Origin of the sequence: Lutibacter sp. (assembly GCF_030692605.1) — a bacterium.
Classification (GTDB): domain Bacteria; phylum Bacteroidota; class Bacteroidia; order Flavobacteriales; family Flavobacteriaceae; genus Lutibacter.
This window is the reverse complement of sequence record NZ_JAUYUD010000111.1, coordinates 39,148-57,836: the sequence shown is the minus strand read 5'-3', so window position 1 is coordinate 57,836 and position 18,689 is coordinate 39,148. Positions and strand designations below refer to the sequence as shown.

Annotated in this window: 12 protein-coding genes; 1 reads left to right on the top strand and 11 read right to left on the bottom strand. The window is 30.6% G+C overall.

The features are described 5' to 3' along the window. Positions 1 to 140 precede the first annotated feature (140 nt). Together Q8S45_RS11910 and Q8S45_RS11905 are read right to left on the bottom strand one after the other, a co-directional pair. Entirely contained in the window at positions 141 to 2,384 is a 2,244-nt protein-coding gene (locus Q8S45_RS11910) for a glycoside hydrolase family 65 protein (protein WP_305605051.1), read from the bottom strand. Between the two features lie 11 nt (positions 2,385 to 2,395). Further along, complete coding sequence (locus Q8S45_RS11905; protein ID WP_305605048.1) at positions 2,396 to 3,637, bottom strand: sugar MFS transporter; 1,242 nt, start codon at positions 3,635 to 3,637, stop codon at positions 2,396 to 2,398. 389 nt (positions 3,638 to 4,026) lie between these two features. Here Q8S45_RS11905 and Q8S45_RS11900 point away from each other — a divergent pair, with 389 nt between their 5' ends. Further along, positions 4,027 to 5,046 carry a LacI family DNA-binding transcriptional regulator gene (locus Q8S45_RS11900; RefSeq protein WP_305605054.1) on the top strand — a complete coding sequence of 340 codons (1,020 nt, stop codon included), beginning with the start codon at positions 4,027 to 4,029 and terminating at the stop codon, positions 5,044 to 5,046. A gap of 159 nt (positions 5,047 to 5,205) precedes the next feature. On the opposite strand, the gene Q8S45_RS11895 is transcribed toward Q8S45_RS11900, so the two are convergent. From Q8S45_RS11895 to Q8S45_RS11855, 9 genes are all read right to left on the bottom strand, one after another. Beyond that, positions 5,206 to 7,236, bottom strand: coding sequence for a glycoside hydrolase family 65 protein (locus tag Q8S45_RS11895; RefSeq protein WP_305605045.1), 2,031 nt, complete (start codon positions 7,234 to 7,236; stop codon positions 5,206 to 5,208). A gap of 63 nt (positions 7,237 to 7,299) precedes the next feature. Further along, a complete protein-coding gene (locus Q8S45_RS11890; protein WP_305605043.1) occupies positions 7,300 to 7,761 on the bottom strand; it encodes a hypothetical protein in 462 nt (153 codons plus the stop codon). 39 nt (positions 7,762 to 7,800) lie between these two features. Further along, complete coding sequence (locus tag Q8S45_RS11885) at positions 7,801 to 8,745, bottom strand: radical SAM protein (protein ID WP_305605040.1); 945 nt, start codon at positions 8,743 to 8,745, stop codon at positions 7,801 to 7,803. After that, entirely contained in the window at positions 8,738 to 10,066 is a 1,329-nt protein-coding gene (locus tag Q8S45_RS11880) for an asparagine synthase-related protein (protein WP_305605037.1), read from the bottom strand. The genes Q8S45_RS11885 and Q8S45_RS11880 overlap by 8 nt, the downstream gene beginning before the upstream one ends. A gap of 70 nt (positions 10,067 to 10,136) precedes the next feature. Beyond that, positions 10,137 to 11,783, bottom strand: a complete 1,647-nt coding sequence (locus Q8S45_RS11875; protein ID WP_305605034.1) for a CRTAC1 family protein — start codon at positions 11,781 to 11,783, stop codon at positions 10,137 to 10,139. 2 nt (positions 11,784 to 11,785) lie between these two features. Next, positions 11,786 to 15,352 carry an FG-GAP-like repeat-containing protein gene (locus Q8S45_RS11870; RefSeq protein WP_305605031.1) on the bottom strand — a complete coding sequence of 1,189 codons (3,567 nt, stop codon included), beginning with the start codon at positions 15,350 to 15,352 and terminating at the stop codon, positions 11,786 to 11,788. 43 nt (positions 15,353 to 15,395) lie between these two features. Beyond that, positions 15,396 to 16,502, bottom strand: coding sequence for an ABC transporter substrate-binding protein (locus Q8S45_RS11865; RefSeq protein WP_305605029.1), 1,107 nt, complete (start codon positions 16,500 to 16,502; stop codon positions 15,396 to 15,398). Then, positions 16,499 to 17,365 (bottom strand): 3-deoxy-7-phosphoheptulonate synthase, encoded by an 867-nt coding sequence (gene aroF / locus Q8S45_RS11860; RefSeq protein ID WP_305605026.1) that lies wholly within the window; start codon positions 17,363 to 17,365, stop codon positions 16,499 to 16,501. Before aroF ends, Q8S45_RS11865 begins: the two co-directional genes overlap by 4 nt. A gap of 10 nt (positions 17,366 to 17,375) precedes the next feature. After that, positions 17,376 to 18,686, bottom strand: coding sequence for an ABC transporter substrate-binding protein (locus tag Q8S45_RS11855; RefSeq protein ID WP_305605024.1), 1,311 nt, complete (start codon positions 18,684 to 18,686; stop codon positions 17,376 to 17,378). Between the last annotated feature and the right edge of the window lie 3 nt (positions 18,687 to 18,689).

Genomic DNA, 18,689 nt, shown 5'->3' with positions numbered 1-18,689 from the left:
CCCTTGTTGAAATTTCTCGTCTTTGCGCAATAACGCCTTCAGTTCTTCAGAACTATAGTTTTCTATCTTTAGTGCTACTCTACTCATAACACAAAGATAATAAAAAATAATTTGTAATTACATATTAGACTTTATATAATTTAGCTAATAATTTTTATTGTATCATTAATTTTTATACTTAAAGGTATTCCTTTTTCCAACTTAATATTAATAGTATTTCTTTCTAAATGACATTTAAGGATCCGATTCTTAAAATTTATTTTAAAATCTAAACTTTTCCATTTTTTAGGAATATTTGGATGAAAATTTAATACTCCATCAACTAATCTCATTCCTGCAAAACCAAATACAACCGACATCCATGAGCCTCCCATACAAGCTGTATGTATACCATCTTTTGTGTTATGGTGTAAATTATCCATGTCCAATCTGGCAGTATTCATAAAGTAATCATATGCTTTATCATGCGATCCAATACGATTTGCCATAATACTAAAAATGCATGTAGACAACGAAGAATCGTGTGTTGTAATTTTTTCGTAATAATTATAGTCGTTTTTAATCGTTTCTAAATTGGATTCGTTTTCTAATAAAAAATGACCTAAAATAGTATCAGCTTGTTTACAAACTTGGTGTCTGTACAACGTTAAAGGATGGTAATTTAATAATAGTGGATATTTTTCTTTTGGTGTATTTTCGAAATCCCAAACTTTTTTATTGAAAAAACTATCGTCTTGCGGTGTTAAATTCTGTTCTTCATCAAAAGGTAAAAACATTTTAATTCCGGCGTTTTTAAAATCGTCCAATTCACTTTCTACGAACTTTAATTTTGATTTTAAATTGTTGGTTACATCAATAGATAAATCTGACCAAATTTTACCAATATTATTGAACAAGTTTTTTGTTAAAACATTGGTGTAATAATTATTGTTTACAATACACGTATATTCATCTGGACCTGTAACTGCGTCTATACAGAATTTATCATTTCTATTGTAATGCCCAATATGATGCATTAATCTTGCTATTTCTATCAACATTTCCATTCCTTTTTCTGACATAAAAGTAATGTCTTCACTTACTTGATAATATTGAATAATGGAATAAGCAATGTCAACATTTATATGATATTGGGCGGTTCCAGCAGGGAAAAAAGGTGAACATTCATCACCAGCAATCGTACGCCAAGGATATAATGCTCCAATAGTATGACCCATTTGTTTTGCGCGTTTACGGGCAAAATCTAAAATTGTAAATCTATAATTCAATAAATTTTTTGCTAAATCTGGATTTGTAAATAGGAAAAACGGAAAAATATAAATTTCTGTATCCCAAAAATAATGACCTTCATAACCTTCCCCAGAAAGTCCTTTTGCAGAAATATTACTAAATCTATCTTTTCCAACAGATTGCACTAAATGAAATAAATTAAAACGCAATCCTTGTTGCATTTCTAAATCTCCATCTATTTGGATATCAGAATGTTCCCAAAAAACATGTAAATATTCTTTTTGAAGATTTTCAAAATGCTTAAAATCATATTTTAAAGAAGTTTCTAAAAAAGAGGCATTTTGTTTAAGTTCATTTTCATGTCTTCGAGTATCTGTATAAACAGCATATTTTGTAAACTCAATTTTTTCACCTTTTAAAATTTGACCTTTAAAAGAATGAGTAATTTTTTGTTTTCCCTTTTCAATAGTTTCATCAAATTTAGCTGAACATTTATGCGAAATACTACCAACAACGGCTAATTTTGAATGTTCAGTAGTCGCTTTTACAAAAGATTTATTTGAATCAACAATTACTTCAACTACTGATAATGCTTTTGCATTTGAAGTTCCAATTCTAGGATCATCTTCAGAAACAATATTAGAAACATCACCATTAACTGAAGAAATAAGTTCTAATTCTCCACTAAAATTAATAGGCTCAATAGAAATGTTGATTAAAAACAATTCTCTTTGAACAAAGGAAGTTAAACGTTTAAAAACTAATTTAACCTCATCTCCATTTGATGATTTCCAATGAATTAATCTTGTTACAACACCTTCTTTTAAATTAAGATTTCGTTCATAAAATAAAACAGTTCCATTCTCTAAAGAGAAATTTTCTCCATTAATTTTTATTAAAATTTCTTGTGTATCTATAACGTTTAAAATACTTTGACTTCTATCTGGAAAACCATGTAGTTTCTCTCCATATGTTATTTCTTCACTCTCATAAAACCCATTTATATAAATTCCTCTAACGCTTTTTATTTTTTTACTTAATCCTTCTTCAAAACTTCCTCTAACACCCAAATAACCGTTTGCTGTACTAAAAAGTGTTTCCTTTAATTGATACGATTCTTCAAAATCAGTATCTACATAACTCCAACTATCCATATATTTTTATTTTAATTACTTGATTTTGCTTTATCAAGTGCCATTTTATTTGTTAATCTATTCAAAATTATAAAAGCAATTATTAACATTGCCATTGGAATTAGAATATAGTAAAAAGCAGTATCAGCACCAACATTTTTAAATAACCATCCTATTATTCTTGATCCTAAAGTACCTCCTAATGCTGAAAAAATAACAATAAGCCCTGTCATTGGGCTATGTAATTTGTTTGGTAATACACTTAATATTGCCGAATTTAATAATGGGTAAATAGGTGCAATAAATAATCCAACAAGCGGAAAAACAAATCCGATTAAAGGAATATCTGTAATACTATTTATTTCAACAACTGTTATACCTATAGCCGAAGGAAGAATTAGCACTAAAATAAGCATTGCTATTATTGTACAAACAATTACAACATAGACCCAAGAAACATATTTTGTAATAAGCCCAGCTGTTAAACGCCCCACTGCTAAAGAAATAGCCAAAATACTTGCCATCATAATTCCTACATTTTCAGGTAATTTTAACACCCGAGAATTAAATGTAGGCAACCATGTCATTATACCTTGCTCTACCATTACAAATAAGAAAGCGCTAATTATAAATACTAAAACAAATATCTTTGTCAACAATAGCATCATTTGCTTGGCGTCATCTATTAAATCTTTTCCCGGAATTTCATGTCCTTCATCAAACTTTGTATATACTAATATTATAAAAGATAAGGTTGATATTGCGGCTAATAACCAATACACGTTTAGCCAAGAATTTGGATTATTCTCATTATTAAATGCTGGAAATAAAAAGTAGGCCAATGCAATACCAATCATAAAAACCCCTTCTATTGAACTCATTAAACTATTATGCTCCTTTTGACCCTTTGCCACTAAACCAATTAAAGAATAAACAGATATTTTTATGAGCGCAAAAGAAACACCCACCATAGCAAAAAGAATTCGAGCTCCTAAAAACGAATTCATAAAGTACATTTGAATGCTTCCAATAGTTACTAAAAATAAGCCTGTTAACATGGCGTTTTTATAACCTATTCTAGGTAAAAAAGATGCAATAATAAAAGAAACTATAGCAATTGGTAAATCTTTAAATAATTCTAAAGTACTTGCCGCTACTTCATCTACTCCATAAATATTTTGTGATTTTAAAATAACTATACCAACGCTATTTAATAAAATTGCAAAAACAAAATAGTTTAAATATAGGGTAGCTTTAATTCCAAAATTTTTCATTTAAAATGGTTTATTTAGTTGGTTAAATTAATTAAAATACTGCACTCACAAAACCCAATAATTTAAACTCTTTAAATTATTTTTTATATTGGTTTAGCGAGTGCAGTAAGGTTTCTTCTACTATAGAGCACTTCACTTCTCTGTTTTAAATTAACCTTATATTATCTTTTATTACTTAAAATTTTTATTTTTATTGCTTTAGACTAGTAAGTTATGCATCTTTAAATTACAAAACTGCTCTTAAATTCCGAAATCGTTTTTGAAGATTCCGAAATCGTTTTCGGAATTTTACGTTTTTCATTAATAATTAATGATTTTTTATGCTTAAATTAGACTCCATTCATTTTTTTTTAATAAAAAAGTAGTACTATACTATGGGAAAATTTAAAATAAAACCAACAACGCTTAAAGATATTGCAACAGAATTAAATATATCCATTGCTACGGTTTCAAAATCATTAAAAAGTTATAGCGATGTTAGCCGTTCTACCCGTGCTGCTGTTGTAAAAATGGTAAAAAAAATGAATTATAATCCAAATGTTGCTGCTGTAAATCTTAGAACACAGCAATCAAAAACAATTGGAGTCATTATACCTACTGTTGCTCATCAATTTTTTTCTGAAGTTTTAAGTGGTATTATAGAAGAAGCCGAGAAAAACGGATACTTGGTAATTACGTTACAATCGAATGAACAAGTTGATTCTGAAAAAAGACAAATTTTACTTTTGCAACATAAAAGAGTTGATGGAATATTAATATCACTTTCTAATGAAACATACAAGTTTAAACATATTGAAGAAGTTATTCAAAATAATATTCCTGTGGTTTTATTTGATAAAATAAGCAAAATTGTTAATTGCTCTAAAGTTACAATTAATGATTGTCAAGCTGCCTATGATGCCGTAACCTATCTAATTAAAAAAGGCTACAAAAAAATTGCACACTTTAGAGGCTCCTTAAAACCTCAAAATTCTATTGATAGATTTGTGGGTTACAAAAAAGCATTGGTCGATAATGGGATTAGTTTCGACCCATTACTTGTTTATTTATGTGACAATAATGACGATTTTAATGATGGATTCCAAAATGCTAGAAAATTATTAGATGAACAACCAGATGTTGATGCCATTTTTGCTATAACAGATTCAGTTGCAGTTGGAATTTATAACTGTTTTCATGAAGTTGGTATTAAAGTGCCAGAAGATATTGCTATTTTTGGTTTTAGTAATTGGTTTATGTCTTCGGTTTTAACTCCTAGCTTATCGACTATTCAACAGCCTGGTTTTGAAATGGGTCGAAAATCTTGTGAAATATTATTAGAAGAGATTAAGAATTTAAAAAACGATATCTCATATAATTTTCAACAAGTTGTATTACCAACATCGTTAGTTATTAGAAATTCTACTTAATATTTAATTTTATTATTGATGCTCTAATCTGCAAATTGCGATAAATTAAATCTGTAATTTTAAAAACCATAAAAATTTACATAACTTTGCTTTTTAACAAAAAATAACCCTACAATAAAAAAATTCATCATAGGGTTAATGTAATCAATGTTGTTCAAATTATTTTATTACAAACGTCTTTTTATCTTTTCCAACACCTGTTATTGTAAGTGATTTCCATTGTTTAGGTAGAATTGGATTTTGCTGAATAATCCCTTCATCTGTTAAATGTAATCCACCAAAGCCAAAAAGTAAGGTCTGTAGCATTCCCCCAGCTCCTGTTGCAAAATATGGATTGTTACTTGTTGGTGATTCACTTAAAGCTCCAAAAGGAGCTTTTTTATTTGGCTCATAACTCTCTTTATATAACCTATATGCATTATTAGAATCTCCTAAACGGGCATATATTACAGCAAATATAGATTTCCCCATAGCTGGCCCTTCATCTGCAATTTTTGGTTCATAATATTTTAAATCTTTAAGAAGTGTAGCTTTATCATTTACAATTTCTAAAGGATAGGCCAACAAATTTACATCAGCTTGTTTAATTCTATCTCCGTTATATTTACTATGCTCCATTGTAGTACCATCGAGAAATTTGTGAATTATAATATTTTTTGCCACCAATTCCCAATTCGTATCAACTTCAAGGCTAAGTTCTTTTGCTGCCAACACTGCAAATTGCAATGAAGTAATTGCAGATCCGTTGGTAAAAGCATTATCATCAATATTTTGAGCAAATTCATTTGCTCCAACTACATTTTTAATTGAAAAACTTCCATCCTTGTTTTTTGTAACACGACTTACCCAATAATCAGCCACTTCTTTTAACATTGGAAATCCTCTTTCTGTTAACCATTGTTTATCTTTAGTAACTCTATAATAATTCCAAAAAGCAATAGCAACATCAGCCGTAATATGATGCTCAAAAGTTCCTGTTAAAGCCCAAGCTGGAGTAGCTTCTTCTCCTGTATCATCACTTTCCCAAGGAAACATTGCTCCTTTAAAACCAAAATTAATCGCTTTCTTTTTGGCCTCATCCAACCTGTTAGATCTGTAATTTACAAGTGATCGTGCTATGTCTTGGTTTAGAACTAATAAAGGTGGGTACATCCATAATTCGGTATCCCAAAAAATATGCCCATTATAACCTTGTGAAGAAAGTCCCATAGGCGCAATACTTAAATTAGAATCTCCACGGCTAAACGAATATAAATGATACAAGGCTAATCGGGCGTCTTGCTGAGATTGTAAATCACCTTCTATAATAATATCGCCTTCCCAAAGGGTTTTCCATAAAGCTTTATGTTGATCTAAAAGGTCTGTTTTAGGAGTTAATAAATTAAAAATAACAAATCGTTCCGATTCAGTTTGAGGATCGTAAAAATCTTGCGTAGAACATTGAGCCGCCGTCCAAGCAAAATCGAGCGATATCCCTTTTTTTATTTCTTTTTCAAAAAATAACCTATTATCATATTCTGAAATTTTAGTATGAATTAATTCTGGACGTTGATCTTCTCTTGAAGAATTTATAGCATGCCAAATAAACGTAGCAGATGTCCCAACAGTGTGCCTCCCTAATCTACTTTTAGCAACTGTTTGAAGAATTGGCATCGTAGTTTCCATGTCTTTCAAAATTCTAAAAGTGCTCATAGGATTTTGGTACTCGGCTGGCGTTTGAATTTTACCAGTAACTTTTGTTTTAATTGTTTTTTTTGCATCAATGGTAACGTCAATATATCCAGCATAAGGAACATTTCTTAAAGCATATATACTATAAGTAATAACCGCTTTATCTCTATAATTAAACGAAGTTGTAAACTTCGCTTCCTTCATATTTAAGGTTTGTTTCCAATTAGTACTATTTGCTTCTGATACTTTTTCTCCATCAATTTCAATTTCAAGATTTCCAAAATTCATACCTAATAGAATTTTGCTTACACCTAACGGTGACTCTTTATCAAACACATTATTTAATATAATTTGTTCTACTTCTAAAAGTTTTACAGATGGTAATATTCCTATTCTCCCATTTGCAACTACAACTCCAGTGTAATCATTGCTATTAGAAGTTGAAATATTCCAACCATCATTTTGTGCATAAATTGATGTGCTAACTATTAATATAAGTGAAAATAGTATATTTTTCATATTGTGATTATTTATAATTTTTTATTTAAGTACTTTGTATTTCAATTTAATTAAAATCTCATTTTAAACATCAGAATTTTCAACCAATGGTATTATTTCTAAATGTCTAATTTCACCTCCAGTTGTTCCTGCTTGTATAGCATAATAGAAAACTACAAATAAATATACCATAATTGAATAACCAAGTAAATTGGAGAATGATTTTTTTTTCCAATTTGCCCATAAGCCAACTATTGAAAAAGCGCCTAAAAGATACAGAAAAAACAAGAAAATAAGTGCTGTTTTTTCATGAGTTATTATGGAAATTTTATTTACGCCTTTAATTCCTTCAATTAATGGTTTAGATCCTTCACCCGTTTGAAAGGTTACAAACCCAAATAGAGCCGCTAAAATAAATATAAGATATGCTATTCTTTTAGCAATATCAGATTTAAATAAAAATCCGAAAAGCATCACGATAAAACCAATAATTACAAATGTTATTGATAAATGGTTAAGCAATAAATGTAAATGCGCGTTATTCATTATATTAAATTAAAAGTGTTATTTTAATAGTGTTGCAAATTAATTACAATCACATTGGATTTTACTTTCTATTTTTTGATTCAAATTCATATCAATTAACCTTTCTGTTCTTAACTCAACGCATTTTTTACAATTAGAAAACAAACCTAAATCCCAAACATCGGCAAATACTCTACCAGCGTTAAGTGCAATACCATATTCTATAACTGTTTCTAAAGAATGAATATTTGGTGGGCTAAAATCACCCGTTTCTTGCAGTAATTCCATAGCTCCATTACCACCTCTAACAGGAATAACTGAACAACATTCAACACCAACTTCAAAAGCAAAATCTATTGATTTTTGTGCCCAAAAAATTCCTTCCTCTTCCGTTAAAAATGGAGGGCGAAGCAAAATAAAAGCTCTTGAAGAAATTCCATTTTCAGAAAGAAAATCAACTGCTGTTTTAAAATCGTTGAGATTCATTTGTTTATTCAGCTTAAAAAGAACTTTCGTATTTACAGTTTCTAAACCAATTGCAACCTGTAATTTAGGTTTTAACAAATTTTTAAATCGAAGACACTTTTCATTGATAAATTTCGGATGACTTTCTACAACAACTGTCTCAAAATCTTTAATTAAATCTGCTATTGGTTCATAATCTTCTTCAGGAATAGCCTTCCCATCAAAAAAATTTCCGCTATTATAAAGTTTTAGGTTTTTAACCTGTGGCATTTGTGATAAAGCCCATTTTAGTTGATTTGGAATAGCCCCAATTGGAATCGATTTATTGGTTGTATTCTTCCATAAATCACACATTAAACATTTAAAAGGACATTCCTGATTGGTTAAAAAAATAGTTGCTACGTCCTCAATTTTTCCCAAGGATTGCCGCTCTTTTTCTACCAACCAAGCATATGGTTTTTGTGAATCAACAATATTTTTGATTCCACGATTAGAAACTATCCATTTATTAGATATAATTGGGTTTTTATTCTCACTCATATTTTGACAGAAACTCTTTTCTGTAATCCAATTCTTTAATTGGAAATAATTTTTTAAAATCATCCATTGAAGTTACCCCATGCTGAAAACGTCTTTTTTCAAAAACAGGCATATCCATTCCAGTCACAGCTTTTACACCTGCAGCTACAATATCTCCTTTTAAATCGTATAGTTTTTTATGATCCCAATTGGTCATTTCTATATAAGGAATTCCTTCCGAAATTTCAATAACATTTGGCAATGTATATGGGCTAAATGTTTCAAAATCTAATACATCTGCTGGCGAATAGGTTCTCATATAACCTCTGCTTAATCCTCCAGAATAAGTTAAGGAATGTTTGATAGACTCAACTCCCCAACCTTCGTGATACAACATTAAATTATTAAGTACGCTTCTAATAGTTAATTCGGGATTATCTTCTATCGGATAATCTTTTAAATTTTCATCACCACCATCTCCGTCTAAAATATATTTCCATTCAGGATAACGAGATTTAATTCCTTTTAAAAGTGCCAAATTCATTGTAGCAGATTGAATATCTAGTGGTTTATAATCTTCAACAACATTTATAGCTTCTTTCCAATCTAATGCTGAATGATCTAATTCTATAGGCTCTAAAAATAATTCAAGATTCAGGTCTTTTAAGAACTTTTTAGCTTGGGCTAAATCTTCCCCTCCTCCTTCAATTGAAAGTGTAAATGCCTTTAATCTTGATGGGCTTTCGCCAAGTTCTAAAAGTGCATGATAGGTAAGTAAAAACACTGAGCCACTATCAATTCCGGCTGAGAAAGTTACTCCAATTGGTCCTGATGTTGCTCTATATTGAAGCCACTTTTTAATTTCTTTATAAACTGCATTTATGTAATCTGCACCAATTTGATTTGCGCTATTTGGTGCATATTTATTTCGTTGTGGTGTAAAAAATCGTGTATAAATTGGATTGGGATCTGGACAACCTAATAATTCAATTCTTGTAATATAATGTGCCGGCACCATTCTGGTATAAGAAGGATGAAACTGATCTTCCATACCTTCTTTTTTTAAATAATCGAATATTACATCAATGCGCTCAGCAATCACCAATTGAGGTCCAACTGCACGTTTTGCTATAAAATAACGCATTGGTCTACCTAAAGATCGAGCCATTTGAATTGTTTTCCCTTCTACAGAAACAAGAGAAAATTGACCATCAATTTTTCGCACTGCCTCTACATCACCCGATTTAACTACATTTACAGCTTCTTCATGCGTCATATTATAAATGACATTTTTTTCAGGATTTGTTAGATCCACTACTTTACTAACATACATACTATTCATGTTCATTATTTTTTTTAATTATATTTTTTCGTTATAATTCCAGCCAATTTTAAAAGATAAATTATTTATTCTATTTTTTTACAAATCCTTTTCCTTCTAAAATTATTACATATTGGTTGGTTTTAATGTTCTTATAAATTTCTTTATTGCCATTAGTCCAATTTATTTCTATGGAATCAATTATCTTATTTTTACCAAGGCCTATATGAAGTCTTTGATCATTGTTTGAAAGATAACTTGTTGCCCATTGATTAACAAACACTTGCTTTTTTCCACCAGAGGTAACCACTACTGTAGCTCCAATTGTTGAACTAGGTCCATTTTTACCTTTTAACGTTAGCCCAAGCCATTGATTGCCATTATCTCCACTATTTTTAAGCAATGAAGGAACTCCTAGCTTGTCTAGATGTGATATAACAATATCTAAAAATCCGTCATTATTATAATCCAATATTGCTAAACCTCTCCCAGAACGTTTTGTTAAAAAATAAGAACCATGTTTTTGTCCTATATTCTTAAAATTCCCTTTTCCATCATTTTCCATTAATAATGGATATTGTAAAATAAGCTTTTCAGCGGTTCCGTTTGCTGCAACCAAATCGAGATCTCCATCATTATCAAAATCAAATAATGCAGCTCCCCATCCTCCTTTTCCCAACATTGCAGCTGCTACACCACTTTTAACTGTAACATCTTCATACAAACCATTTCCCTTATTTAAGTACAGAGCGCCATGATCAAGATCAGAAACAAGAATATCAATTAAGCCATCTCCATTTATATCCCCAATTGTTGGATGCATTGAACCAGTTCCTATTCCTTTATTATTTGCAGCAACTCCACTTTGAATAGCTACATCTTTAAATCCATCCTTTTCTTTTTTAAATAAGAAATTTAACTGATGATCATTTGCTTGAAAAATATCTAAGTCTCCATCATTATCGAAATCAAATATTGATAATCCCATACATTTCGACTGTGGAAATAACAGGTTATTCTTACTTGTAACATCTAAAAATTTTCCGTTAGATTGTTGTTCATAAAGAAAGGAAGCCTGTCCATCATATTCTGCAGGGCTTGGCATCATATCTGGTGATGATGGTGTAAAATAACTTGGGTTGAACGCCATAAAATTACCAACCATTACATCCAATTTGCCATCTTTATTATAATCCCAAAAGGATGCTCCAATACTCCACTTTGTAAATCCATTTAATTTATCTGGACCGCTCAAATTTAAGGATGTTGTTATGTCACTAAATGTTCCATTTCCATTATTATGGTAGAAAACATTTTTGCCAAAATTTAACACATACAAATCTTGAAATCCGTCATTATCTAAATCAATGGCACTTGCAGCCATACCCCAATAATTTCCTTCAACTCTGGCTTTTTTAGTAACATTTGTAAATGTGCCATTCCCGTTATTTTTATACAGTTCGTTATGAAAGTTTTTATATATTTTACCTTTTGAATCTGAAATTCCTTCCAAATAGCGTCCGTTCAAAAGATAAATATCCATAAATCCATCATTATTATAATCAAAAATAGTTATGCCTGAACCACTACTTTCAAGAATATTTTGATAACTGTTATCACCAAAAGTATATCTAAAATTAATACCTGCTTTTTGGGTTACGTCTGTAAACATAATTTTCTGTCCGTAAGCAGTGCTGAAAAAAATAAAAAAAATAAAAACTGTATTTCTAAATTTCATAATTAGTTTAATTTTTTAAGAACATTACGATAATCATCAGACGTAATAATTCTAGTATTATATTCTTTATTGTATTTTTGAAGTTCTTTCGTGCTAGGATATACGTCCATTTTAGTTGGCGGATAACTGCTCATTCCGTGAAATGGAAGTGGTAAAACGGTACTTCCTAAAGCTGTATTAATATCACCATCTTTAACCCAACCTACGCTATGAATAAGAAAATCTCTCTTCCATCCTTTTTTCAAGGGTGGTAACATGTTGGCATTAAATTTTAATGTAGTTTCATCGCCTCCATTGGAAATAATGTATTTGTTATCCGATTCCAAAAGCAGCGGCAATACATCTCCATATCGTGTGTAATTACCAATCAAATCTCGCCATTTTTTATTTTTGTCAACGTTGTAATAATCAAACCAATGAGGACCGTAACGACCTCCTTTTTTATATGTTTGAGAAAATCCTCTATAATGAATATTTGCATAGGTGGGATTTAAAACTGTTGTTTCTATGGATGCATTTGGATTGCTATTTGAGAAAAATACATAGTCCCAATAAATTTCCATATTGGTTTGAATTCTTATTCTATGGTCATTAGATAAAAATTTCCCTGAAAGATTTGCAATTACGGTTTTATCTTTCCCCATTGGAAATCCTAAATTTTCAATAACTGTTTCCCACTCTCCTTTTTTATTTTTAACTTGTATTGAAGGTTGAATTAGTTTAAAATTATCAGATTGAGAAAGCGCTACATTAATACTTGCATCTGTTGGGAATATCCATCCGTTTAGAAATAGGTAAAGTTCTTTACTTTTTCCAACTTCTCCTGGATCAATAATTAAATCATGTAACTCGGTTGTTCCTTGATATTTCCATGGCTTAAAGTTTGAAATGTATTTGTCATCTTTTTTTGTTATTAATGAAAGTACATCATTTCCAAAGTCATCTTTTGCAGAAATAGGTTCAATTTTTTTCTCAACCTGATAGATATCCATTCCTGGAAAAGGTGGTGGAGAGAATTGTTCTGGAACAAAAACATCAATATTTTCAGGATGATCTACTGCTATCAATTGTATTTTATCCATATAAATAGTTTCCCAAAGTTCAGATGTTAATTGTAATATATATTCACCATTTTTAGGTTTTAAAAGTTCGCCTGGTATTTTAATATAATCATCGGAAGCATTCGCGAATGCATGCATGGTATTTCCGCCCATGATACCAAGAGGCATCCCAAGTGCACTTCTCCAAGTTATGTCTTTTACAAACTCAAATTTATTGCCGTTCCATCCATAAATAAAAGGACAAGAGCCCTTTAATGTTTGAGCCTCTATTAAAGCTTGATCCGCTTCAGGTAAAAATATATTTTGAGGCACACCATTAGTCCAAGTTATTCTAATAATATCAGCTCTCGTTCTATTTCCAAGACCAAAATAGACATTAGGACTAGTAACAATCATAGTTTGGTAAAGATCCCCAGATCTAACCTCCACTTTTGAGCCAATTCCAAAATAATTGTTTTTGGCGCTTCCTGTCCTTAAACCAACAAGTTTCATGCTTAAATAATGATTGTTATTTCCTCCGTCATTTCGTAAAAGTGAAATTCCGCCATTCAATTTTGCTATCACTAAATCTAAATCACCATCATCATTATAATCGAAAAGTTTAATTTGCTTTCCAGATTTTAATGTTTCGGGTAATAAGTGAGATACATTTTTAAATTTTTCAGATCCTTCATTGTGGTATAGAAAAACTCCTTGACCTCCTTTTTGTTTAGATTCACCAACAATAATTATGTCCAATAATCCATCGTTATCAAAATCAAAAAATTTAGAGTCGAAAACTTTTACATTAATTAATTTATCAAAAAAATTATTTGTCCCTTTTATTAGTTCAAATTTAGCATTTCCTAGGTTTTTATATAATTCAGAAGTTTCACCAGTACTTGATGTTATAAACACATCTAAAAATCCATCGTTATTAAAATCTCCAACAGCCAATGAACTGGAACCTCTAGTCTCTTTTAATCCTGTATTTTTTGTTATATCTCTAAAAATTCCTTGGCGTTGATTAGAATATAAAACGTTCTTAGTGTTTTCATTTGCAACTAAAAGATCAATATCTCCATCATCATCAAAATCTCCAAATGTGGCATTACTACAATTAGTCCCTGTCCCAAATAATCCCATTTTGTTAGTATTATCTGTAAAGGTGCCATCACCATTATTTTGAAAAACAACATTAGAATTTAGTTTTGATACGAATAAATCAAGATCTCCATCGTGGTCAAAATCTACAAATAAACTCTTTTTCCCTCCTTTTGAATTTTCGAGTTTAGCTTTTTTTGTAACATTTTCGAAAATGCCTTTTCCAACATTTTTATACAATAAATCGCCTTCTTCTCTTGTAATAAAAAGATCCAAAAAACCATCGTTGTCATAGTCCGCAAAAATTGCTGACGATTCATTTCCTGTAAATTTAAGTCCAACTTCTTTTGAAACATCTTTAAAGCGTGCCATATCATTATTAAAAAGGTAATGCTGAAATGTTTTAGTTGTTGGATTAAAACTTCCTACATAAATATCTATTTCTCCGTCTCCATCGTAATCTGCAATTTCAATAAAAGTAGAATTTTTGTATTCTAAAAATTTACCTTCTTCAAATGTTGGTACAATATCTAAACCCGCAGATGCTGTTATATCTGTAAATTTTATTGCCTCAATAATAGATTTAGAACTGCTTAATTCTGTTGAAGAATCTTGTTTATCAAAAGTAATTAGTGGGAAACCAATAAGTGAACCTCCTGGCCCCTTCAAATCCATAATTCCATTTTGATAAGGAAAGGAAACTTTTAAATAATTATGAAAAATCATAAATTGCGTTAGCGCGTTTTCTTCATCCTTTTTTTTCAATAAAGACATTGTTTTGTCAAAGTACGGAATTGCTTCCTTCGGAAATTCAGGAAACTGTTTTTGTATAATTTCTAATTGTGCTAAGGCATTATCTGTTTCTCCATTCTTAATGTAAATTTCAGTTATATTAAGTTGCGGAACTATGTTTCCAGCTGCCTTTTCGACCAATAATTTTAAATAATCGAAACGCTTTTTTTGAGATTCATTATTAAATTCAAGTGTATAAAATTCAGTAAGTTCGTAGAGAATTTTTATATGATCTGGTGCAAACTTTAATGCATTTATTAACGTATTTATTGCTTTTTCATTTTTGCTGTCCATTTTATAGACTGTTGCTAAGAGCAACATTAAATCCGCATCTTTTACGTCTATTTCAATTGCCTTAAAAAGTTGTTTTTCGGCATCTTTATAGTTACCCATTCTTAAATAAGTAAGTCCTAAATTGGCATATCCTAATTTTTCATTAGGTGCCATTTCTATTACTTTTAAAAACTCTTTTTCTGCGTCTTCTAATTTAAACTCTTCTAAATATGCCAACCCCAAGGTTTGTGAGGTCATTAATTCAACGGCCTTTCCTTTATCCTCTTTTTCAGAATTTTTACAGCTTGATAAAGCTACTATAAAAAGTGTTAAAACAAATAAATTTAATATGTTCTTCATAATTCCAAATTTAAGAAATAATAGTAAATCAAATCTATTGGTGTTATTTTATAGTAACAGGAATCCCGTTTTTTATTTTTACAAGTCCTACTTTTCCTTTACGATTGCCTTTATTATCGAACTGAATAGTACCTGTAACACCATTATATTGAATAGTTGATAATTCTTTCTGAAGGTTTTCTTTAATATATGACGATTTTTTAATTGCTTCAATAATCATATTTACACTATCAAAGGAATATGCAGCTACTGCATTTGGAACAATCCTATATTTTTTTTGATAATCCCTTCTAAAAACGAAGCCGTCTGAATCCATCCAATTGCCGTAATTTGCTATAATAAGATTTTCATAATTTACCAAATTTATATTATTGAATTCATCTTCTCCCATAAGAGACAACGTTCCAAAAACTTGTTGCTTCATTTTTTTTTGCTTCATTTCAAGAAAAAATTTTGTTGAATTAGCAGGCTGTCCAAAAAAGATAACACCTTGAATAGATTCCTTATTTAACCTCTTTATAATTTCGATGAAATCTTTATTCGAATCTTTATAAAACAACTGCAAAGGGGTATTGGTCTTTATCTTTTCTGTTTCTCTTAAAAAACTTTGTAATCCTAATTTTGAATCATAACCTAAATCTGATATAGTAGAAATTTTAGTAATTCTTCTGTTGTTATAAATTTCGTCCACTAATGCTTTTGCTTGTTGATTATCATTAGGAACACAACTAAAATACCAAGGAACGAAAGCCTGAGATAGGGTTGGATCACTGGCCCATGCTGATAAAAAAACGATACGCGTTTTTGAAATTACTTGTTCTACCAAATGTGCATTTCTACCATTATGAGAGCCTATAATTGCCCATACTTTTTCGTTAAAAATAAGATCTACTGCCTGTTTTGAACCTATTCCCCAAGCGCCATCCATAGACCTAACAACTAATTGAAATTGAAGTCCATTTTTTCTTTCTTTTTCATTTGCTTTTTCTATTGCTAATTCAGCAGCGTTTTTGGCAAATAATGATTTCTCATCACTTATTAGCATTCCAATTTTTATTATTTTAACTTCTTTTGAAACGTTTTTTTGCGAAAAAATATTTTGAATAAAGAAAAATAAAATGGCTATTATAAAAAAATGTGTTCTTATCATAAAATTTCTCGACCAACGGCACTTGCTATTTTTCTCATATCACTCATTAAATTTGTAAATTCTTCAAGATCAAGAGATTGACTCCCATCGCACAATGCTATTTCTGGTTTAAAATGAACTTCAAGTATTAAACCGTCTGTACCAACGGCAACCGCTGCTTTTGATAAATCTGGCACCATCCATCTCAATCCAGTGCCGTGGCTTGGGTCTACAATTACCGGTAAATGACTTAAATGTTTTAACATTGGCACAGCGCTTAAATCTAGTGTGTTTCTAGTGGTAGTTTCAAAGGTTCTAATTCCTCTTTCACAAAGAACAACCTGATTGTTACCTTGATAAAGAATGTATTCTGCAGCATTTAAAAACTCTTCGATAGTCGCCATTAAACCCCGTTTTAATAAAACCGGTTTGCCACATTTTCCAGCTTCTTTTAACAGTGGGAAATTTTGCATATTTCTTGAGCCAATCTGAATCATATCGGCATACGAAGCTACTAATTCTAACTGTCTAGTATCCATAACTTCGGTTACTATTGGTAAACCCGTTTCTTTGCTAATTTGACTTAAAAGTTTTAACCCATCTTCGCCCATTCCTTGAAAACTATATGGAGACGATCTTGGTTTAAAAGCTCCACCTCTTAATATTTTTGCGCCACTTTTTTTAACCGATCTAGCTGTTTCAAAAAGTTGTTCTTCACTTTCAACAGCACAAGGGCCTCCAATCACAATAACTTCAGATCCTCCAAATACAACATTTCCCACTTTTACAAGTGATGTTTTTTGTTCTTTTTTAAGACTCACTAAAGTTGGAATTATAATTTTTGAAATAGTTAAATTATTACAAGATTTAGCTTCCATATCCATATATTCTATTTTAGTTTTTAGCACCCTTTATTTTAGTGCCAACATTTTCATTTGCATCATTTAGTATAAAAGTAAATTTCCCGTTTTTAACTTTCGCAAGCCAAATATCACCAATATCATTCCAAGTGGCATCAAAAACTATTTTACCTGTTATCCCTTGATAATTTTGAAAAGTTTTAAGATCGAGCAAATAATCTCGAATTAAAACTCTGTTAAGTCCTCCTTTATTAATAGCTTCAATTAAAATTTTCATTCCATCATAGGCATGTGCAGAAAAAGCATCGGGTTGTTGTTTAAAACGCTTAAAATAATTGATTTGAAATTCTTTTAACTTAGGGTTATTAGCCTCAGGGTTATATGGAGAAGTAGAAACAATTCCTTCCGCAAACGGTCCAGCAATTTCAAGAAATTCTTTAGAAACTATTCTATCTGAACAATAAATTGGTTGTTTTAAGCCCATTGAACGAATTTGTTTTATAATAAGTGCCGATTCTTTAGCATTTCCCCATATTAGAATGGCTTCAGGTGTTAGCTGCTTAATGCTTTCTAATTGCATTTTAAAATCGGTTTCACCGGTGTCAAATCGTTCTTCAATCCTAATTGGATGCCCCATTCGTTTTGCAATTCCATAAAATTCGCCCACACCAACTCTTCCGTATCTTCCACTATTTCTCATAACAGCAACACGTTTGTGTTTCATTTTTTCAAAAATATATGCACCTATAGCATAACCGCTTTGTCTATCATCACTTATTACACGAAGGGTCCAAGGAATATTAGTTTCAGTATATGTTGGATCTGGATTTCCGGTACAAACCATTGGTATTTCCAATTTTAAAGCTGCTCTTAACGCTACATGAGATACAATATCATCTATTGAACCTAAAAAAGCCCATACTTTTTCATCGTCCATTTTTACAACTTCATTTGCTGCAGCTCCCCATAGTCCAGCATCATTATGTACCATTAATTTATAAGGAAGACCCTTATATCCTCCTTTTTTATTGGCCTCTTCAATAGCTAACATTGTTCCTTGTAACATTTGTTTTCCTAAAGAAACTATTGCAGAACCTTCCAAAGGTCCGAGGAAACCTATGCGAACTTCTTTTAAATCTTTTGGAGGAAGTTTTTCTCTTCCTGCTCCGCTAAATTGAATGGGATCAATAAAATGATATTTATAAGCCTTCTCAAAATTATTATATGGGAACAACCTATCAGGTGTATTGCCATACATTTTACTTTTATTTTGTGCAATCAAATTAGAAACCGATAGTAACAGCATGCATAAAATGATAGCCAAATTTAGAATATAAGGTTTCATAAT